Annotated in this window: 5 protein-coding genes and 1 pseudogene; 5 read left to right on the top strand and 1 reads right to left on the bottom strand. The window is 45.1% G+C overall.

All coding sequences use genetic code 11. From position 1 onward, the window contains the following. A pseudogene (locus AB4507_RS07560) lies at positions 1-658 on the bottom strand (hypothetical protein); the annotation flags it as partial. A gap of 301 nt (positions 659-959) precedes the next feature. Here AB4507_RS07560 and AB4507_RS07555 point away from each other — a divergent pair. The 5 genes from AB4507_RS07555 to AB4507_RS07535 all read left to right on the top strand — a co-directional run bounded on the left by AB4507_RS07555 (position 960) and on the right by AB4507_RS07535 (position 7385). Then, positions 960-1772: a TatD family hydrolase gene (locus tag AB4507_RS07555; RefSeq protein ID WP_372182476.1), complete on the top strand. Its 813-nt coding sequence runs from the start codon at positions 960-962 to the stop codon at positions 1770-1772. A 204-nt stretch (positions 1773-1976) separates the two neighbouring features. Continuing rightward, a complete protein-coding gene (locus tag AB4507_RS07550; protein ID WP_017058833.1) occupies positions 1977-3239 on the top strand; it encodes a NupC/NupG family nucleoside CNT transporter in 1263 nt (420 codons plus the stop codon). 520 nt (positions 3240-3759) lie between these two features. Beyond that, the gene (gene deoC / locus AB4507_RS07545; protein ID WP_010436196.1) at positions 3760-4536 is read left to right on the top strand and encodes a deoxyribose-phosphate aldolase; all 777 of its coding nucleotides are present in this window, start codon (positions 3760-3762) and stop codon (positions 4534-4536) included. A gap of 223 nt (positions 4537-4759) precedes the next feature. Beyond that, a complete protein-coding gene (gene deoA, locus AB4507_RS07540; protein ID WP_017063283.1) occupies positions 4760-6088 on the top strand; it encodes a thymidine phosphorylase in 1329 nt (442 codons plus the stop codon). A 76-nt stretch (positions 6089-6164) separates the two neighbouring features. Next, positions 6165-7385 carry a phosphopentomutase gene (locus AB4507_RS07535; protein WP_017068223.1) on the top strand — a complete coding sequence of 407 codons (1221 nt, stop codon included), beginning with the start codon at positions 6165-6167 and terminating at the stop codon, positions 7383-7385. The last annotated feature ends 40 nt before the right edge of the window (positions 7386-7425 follow it).

Here is a 7425-nt window from a genome sequence, read left to right as displayed (position 1 = left end):
TAGTTATCTCAAAACCACTATCCACACGCTCAACAGTTGCTAACCATTCGCCATTACCTTTAACGATGGCTGCACTGCCGTTAGCTTCTAGGTCACCTTCAACTTTTACTAGAGTTTTTTCAAAGTCGCCGTTGCCACGGAAAATGATCTCACCACCCTTGCGTTGTACAGTACCTACCCACTCACTGGTGTTTTCGTCGATAACGTGGATTTCGCCGTTAATGATCTTAATTGTAAGGTCACGCTCTTCCATCTCGGGACGGTCTTCACCGAATTCAGGAGACCAACGTGGTGTAGCGTCAACATCAACGTCTGGGTGTTGTGGGAGATAATCCACATCATTGTCGCTATTGGAACTAGACGACGTGCTCAAAAGCCCTGCAACCAATGCAGCAGAAGCGGCACCAACTGCAGCCCAAGTACCGTTAGATTGTTTTTCGTAAGTGACGTCATCGATTGTGGCTGTCGTGCCCGGAGTTGCATTCGCGTATTGTTCGTTTAACTTATACTGAACAGAAGCATCGATAGCGTTCATCTGCCCGTCAATAAGTTGAAGTGTTTGTTGGTTTGCTAGTTCTACGTCAACTTGAGGTGCAGAAGCAAAAGCAGGTGCTGCTAATACGCTAGAAATTGATATGGCTAAGAGTGATGCTTTCATAAAGTAGGATCTCGTTATTGAATGGAGCGTCTTGCTATCAATGCCTCCTTGGCAAGTGCGTTTATTATTCGCTGTGGTGAGATTTTCAACAATATAGCCAGCTAGTGTTGATGTATAAATCTAATTTATGCATTTGCGCTTTTTAGGTTGAGACTTGAGGTAAGTATGTTGGGTTGGATAAAAACTTGGGTTAAAAGATATGATAAGTGGTATGAAGAGCTTGGCTTAACGCCTGAGAACAAGCGCAGTTGTGTTGCTTATCGTCGTGATCCTCAAGGGAAACAAATGGAGAGTAGGGAAAATGACACAGCAAATAAGTGACTTTCCGCTGTTTGATACTCATTGCCACGCGGATTTTGAGGCGTTTGAGCAAGGTTTTACACCTGATCAAACTATTGATGGCTATCTTAAAGAAGCGAAACAAGCGCAAGTCGAGAAGTTAATCATCCCTTCTATCGGCCAACGTAACTGGAGGAAGCTCGATGAAATCGCTCAATCTCACCCCAATATTTACTATGCATTAGGCTTCCATCCTTACTTTTTAGAACCGGCCAATGACGAACAATTTTCGGAACTTCGCCAATTACTCGCTTCAAAAAACAGCCAATGTGTCGCGATAGGTGAGTGCGGGCTCGACTTTTTTGTGGACGTTGAACGAGAGAAACAAGAGCGCTTTTTCATCCAACAAATGGAGCTTGCGAAGGAGTTTGACCTGCCTTTAATCATCCATGAGAGGAAGTCTTACAACCGACTTATCGAGCTAATAAAGCAGCATAAGTTCACCTTAGGTGGTGTGATTCACGGTTTTTCTGGGAGTGAACAGCAAGCTTTGGCGTGGTTCAAGCTCGGTTTCTATATTGGCGTCGGTGGAACGATAACTTACCCAAGAGCGCAAAAAACACGCACAACCATCGCAAAATTGCCCCTTGAATGTCTGGTATTGGAAACGGATGCTCCGGACATGCCCATGTATGGAAACCAAGGAAATGTTAATCATTCCAAATATTTAGTTACGATCTTAAATGAACTTTTTTTGCTTAGAAAAGAGCCAAAGCAATCGATTGCAGCGCAAATTTGGCAAAATAGCCATCGCGCATTCGGTATATGTGAATAAAATCGAAGGTTTTTGTTTATCGTTTGCGTAAATTGCACTGAGCTTGTGATTTGGGTCACATTTGCGTGTGAATGGTACATGAATCTTCTACGAAAGTGTGAGGACGGCATTACTTTATTAGTGGTCGCATGAGTATAATTGCCTCCGCTTTATAGCCCCATTTTGTAACACGCCAATAAATAACTAATAAGGAAGTCATAAACTATGAGCCTGTTTATGAGCCTAGTCGGAATGGTTGCACTGATCGCAATCGCAGTACTACTATCTGACAACCGCAAAGCTATTAATCTAAGAACAGTGGGTGGCGCTTTCGCTATCCAATTCGCACTTGGTGCATTCGTACTTTACATCCCTTGGGGTCGTGATCTACTTGCAGGTTTCTCTGCTGGTGTAGCAAACGTGATCGACTACGGTAAAGACGGTACTGGTTTCCTATTCGGCAGCCTAGTTAACTTTTCAGTTGACGGTATCGGTTTCATCTTTGCTTTCCAAGTACTACCAACTCTGATTTTCTTCTCTGCACTTATCTCTGTACTTTACTACATTGGTGTTATGCAAATTGTAATCAAAGTTCTTGGTGGTGGTCTTCAGAAAGCTCTAGGTACTTCTCGCGCCGAGTCTATGTCTGCAGCAGCAAACATCTTCGTTGGTCAAACTGAAGCACCTCTAGTTGTTCGTCCATTTGTTCCTAAAATGACTAACTCTGAACTATTCGCAGTAATGTGTGGTGGTTTGGCTTCTGTAGCTGGTGGTGTACTAGCAGGTTACGCATCTATGGGTGTACCTCTAGAGTACCTAGTTGCAGCGTCATTCATGGCAGCACCTGGTGGTCTACTATTCGCTAAAATCATCAAGCCTGAAACAGATACGCCAGACGACAACATCGCTGACGAAATGGACGGTGGCGATGACAAACCAGCTAACGTTATCGACGCAGCAGCAGGTGGCGCATCAGTTGGTCTACAACTAGCACTTAACGTTGGTGCAATGCTACTAGCATTCATCGGTCTAATTGCTCTAATCAACGGTATCCTAGGTGGCATCGGTGGTTGGTTCGGTATGGAAAACCTAACTCTAGAACTTCTTCTAGGTTGGATCTTCGCACCGCTAGCATTCATCATTGGTGTTCCATGGGAAGAAGCAACTATCGCTGGTTCTTTCATTGGTCAGAAGACAGTTGTTAACGAATTCGTTGCATACCTAAACTTCGTACCATACGTTGGTGAAAACGCTCAAGTTGTTGCAGCAACTGGTCAAGTGATGTCTGAGAAGACTCAAGCTATCATCGCATTCGCACTATGTGGTTTCGCAAACCTTTCTTCAATTGCGATTCTTCTAGGTGGTCTAGGTGGTATTGCACCAAGCCGTCGCCACGACATCGCACGTATGGGTGTTAAAGCGGTAATTGCTGGTACTCTATCTAACCTGATGGCAGCAACAATTGCTGGCTTCTTCCTGTCTTTCTAATTAGTTAGAAATCGATATATAGACGCCATAATAATATCGCCCCGTAGCAAGAAATTGCTGCGGGGCTTTTTTGTTTTTAGGCCTGCCGTTTTTAGTATATGCACGCGCTTATGCTTAGATTCGATGTAGGGTCTAGAATGTTTTTTTGAGATACAAACCGTTTGCGTTCTAAGGAGCACTACAATTTATTGATGGATACCTATAATGTATAAGCTAAAGGGATAGGATGTCTCTGTTGGCAAGAAAGTAACCTCGAAATCAACTCGAACGTTATTCTTCTGGGATTAAGCCAAAATTAGCGATACGCTATAGATGTTAGACACAACATGACTGATTTGTTGTGCCATAGACCAAACTGGTACTGTGCGGTGACAAGGATTGCAATTGGTAGCGAAAGTTATCAAGTCTTCAGGGAACCAAGTCCGTTCATTTGTGGCTACTGAGCATTACTAAAATATCCATCTATACTGGATGGAGGGCGAAGTAGTTAACTATTTGAATATATTGATCGGAGATAGAAATGAGCGATTTAAAAGCAGCAGCTCTACGTGCACTTAAACTTATGGACCTAACTACGCTAAATGACGACGATACTACTGAAAAAGTAGTGGCGCTTTGTCATGACGCGAAGACTGCAGTAGGCAACACCGCTGCAATCTGTATTTACCCTCGCTTTATCCCAGCAGCTAAGAAAGCGTTGCGTGAACAAGGTACTCCAGAAGTACGCATTGCGACTGTAACTAACTTCCCTCATGGTAATGACGACATCGAAATTGCTGTTGCAGAAACAAAAGCAGCGGTAGCGTACGGCGCAGACGAAGTTGACGTAGTATTCCCATACCGTGCTCTTATTGCTGGCAACGAAGAAGTTGGCTTTGAGCTAGTTAAACAGTGTAAAGCAGCTTGTGGTGACATCACGCTTAAAGTGATCATCGAAACAGGTGAACTGAAAGAAGAAGCACTAATCAAGAAAGCTTCTCAAATCTGTATCGAAGCAGGTGCAGACTTCATCAAAACTTCAACAGGTAAAGTGCCAGTAAACGCGACTCCAGAGTACGCGCGCATGATGCTTGAAGTTATCCGTGACATGGGCGTTGCTAAAACAGTTGGTTTCAAACCAGCTGGTGGCGTACGTACTGCTGAAGATGCAGCACTATACCTAGCAATGGCTGATGAGCTACTAGGCGCTGAGTGGGCAGACAACATGCACTACCGTTTTGGTGCTTCAAGCCTACTAACTAACCTTCTTAATACATTAGAAGTGACAGACCAGACTGCTGATCCAGCAGCATACTAATTTACTCGTCATATTTGACACTGCAGCGTTGTTGACTGCGTAAGTTCCTCCTAATCACATAGAGCCTCTATGCTCATAGGAATGAACTCACTGGTCGCCTAACTGCAACGCCAAATATTTAGAGTATTGAACATAATAAGTCTGTTTGATGGAGTGGCGTCAAGCCACTCCATATTACCTCTTTTCCCTACAAACCATACTCACTAGAGTTTGGGAGGCACTAATGTATCTACCTCAAGAAATTATTCGCAGAAAACGTGACGGTGAAGTCCTAACAGCTGAAGAAATTAACTTCTTCATTCAAGGTGTGGCTAAGAACACGGTTTCTGAAGGCCAAATTGCCGCATTCGCAATGGCTATCTTTTTTAATGAAATGACGATGCCAGAACGTATCGCACTAACGTGTGCAATGCGTGATTCAGGCATGGTGATTGACTGGAGCCACATGAACTTTGATGGCCCAATCGTTGATAAACACTCTACTGGTGGTGTTGGCGACGTTACTTCTCTGATGCTTGGCCCAATGGTGGCAGCATGTGGCGGTTTCGTTCCAATGATCTCTGGTCGTGGTTTAGGCCACACTGGCGGTACGCTAGACAAGCTGGAATCTATTCCGGGTTACAACATTACACCAACCAACGATGTGTTCGGTGAAGTAACGAAAGATGCTGGCGTGGCTATCATCGGTCAAACAGGCGATCTAGCTCCTGCTGACAAGCGTGTTTACGCAACTCGTGATATCACAGCAACAGTCGATAACATCTCGCTGATCACGGCTTCAATCCTATCTAAGAAACTGGCTGCGGGCCTTGATTCTCTAGTGATGGATGTAAAAGTAGGTTCAGGCGCATTCATGCCGACTTACGAAGCATCTGAAGAGCTAGCGAAATCTATCGTTGCAGTAGCAAACGGTGCGGGTACTAAAACAACAGCAATCCTAACGGACATGAACCAAGTGCTGGCTTCTTCAGCGGGTAACGCAGTAGAAGTTCGTGAAGCGGTTCAGTTCCTAACGGGTGAATACCGTAATCCACGCTTGTTAGAGATCACGCTAGCATCGTGTGCTGAAATGTTGGTGCTGGGTAACCTAGCTAAAGATTCAGACGAAGCGCGCGAAAAACTGATGGCAGTACTGGATAACGGTAAAGCAGCAGAGTGCTTCGGTAAAATGGTAGCGGGCCTTGGTGGTCCAGTTGATTTCGTAATGAACTACGATAACTACCTAGAAAAAGCAGACATTATTAAGCCAGTGTACGCGTTAGAAAGCGGTGTGGTATCAGCAATGGATACTCGTGCAATTGGTATGGCTGTGGTTGGTATGGGCGGCGGTCGTCGTGTAGCAACTGACAGCATTGATTACGCAGTCGGTTTTGATCACTTCATTCGCCTAGGTGAAGTAGCAAGTGAAGATAAGCCATTAGCAATGATTCATGCTCGTAACGAACAACAGTGGCAAGAAGCTGCAACAGCATTACAAAATGCAATCACTGTGGGCGGAGAATATACAGCAACGCCAGACGTTTACCGTCAGATTCGTTCTGAAGACGTGTAAATAACAGGTATCGGTATACCTCGCGTATACCGATAAACAGAGTTCTGGTGCAAAGAGCAATAAGTTGGTGAAGAAAATGAAAAGAGCATTTATTTTAGTTTTAGATTCATTCGGTATCGGTGAAACAGCGGATGCGGACAAATTTGGTGATGTAGGTTCTGACACTATGGGCCACATCGCAGATCATTGTGACCAAGGTCTTGCAGACAATGCAGATCGTAAAGGTTCACTGACACTGCCAAACCTGTCTAAGCTAGGTCTAGCGATGGCTCACAAAGAGTCTACAGGTCGTTTTGCTCCTGGTATGGATGCAGACGCTGAGATCATTGGCGCTTACGGTCACGCTGCTGAGCTGTCTTCTGGTAAAGACACTCCATCAGGTCACTGGGAAATCGCGGGTGTTCCTGTACTGTTTGACTGGGGCTACTTCACCGACAAAGAGAACAGCTTTCCAAAAGAGCTGACTGACCGCATCCTTGAGCGTGCAGGCCTGTCTGGTTTCTTAGGTAACTGCCACTCATCTGGCACGGAAATCCTAGATAACCTAGGTGAAGAGCACATGAAGACTGGCCTGCCTATCTTCTATACTTCTGCAGACTCTGTTTTCCAGATCGCTTGTCACGAAGAGACATTCGGCCTGCAAAACCTATTAGACCTTTGTCAGATTGCTCGTGAAGAGCTAGAAGACTACAACATTGGTCGTGTTATCGCTCGTCCGTTCATTGGCCCAGGTAAAGGTCAATTCGAACGTACTGGTAACCGTCGTGACCTTTCTGTTGAGCCACCTGCAGCCACCATTCTTCAGAAGTTGGTTGATGAGAAGGGCGGTAACGTTCACTCAATCGGCAAGATCTCTGATATCTATGCGGGTTGTGGCATCACGCAGAAAACCAAAGCAACAGGTATCCCTGCGCTATTTGAAGCAACCAAAGAAGCGATCAATGAAGCGGGCGACAACACTATCGTGTTCACTAACTTCGTTGATTTCGACTCAGCTTACGGTCACCGCCGTGATGTTGCTGGTTACGCAGCTGCACTTGAGTACTTCGATGGTCGCATCAATGAAATCATCGATATGATGAAAGAAGACGATGTGCTTATCCTAACCGCTGACCACGGCTGTGATCCGACATGGCCAGGTACTGACCATACTCGTGAGCACATCCCTGTGATTGTTTACGGTCAGAAGGTTCCAGCCGGTTCTTTAGGCCGTCGCGATACGTTCGCTGATATCGGTCAAAGCTTAGCGTCTTACTTTGGTACATCACCAATGGGACACGGTACAAGCTTTCTATAATAGTTAACGAAGAGAGAGGGAAACCTCTCTCTTCTTTTTT

The organism is Vibrio sp. 10N.222.54.A3 (genome assembly GCF_041474095.1).
GTDB lineage: Bacteria > Pseudomonadota > Gammaproteobacteria > Enterobacterales > Vibrionaceae > Vibrio > Vibrio crassostreae_C.
This window is presented reverse-complemented; position numbering and strand designations above follow the sequence as displayed.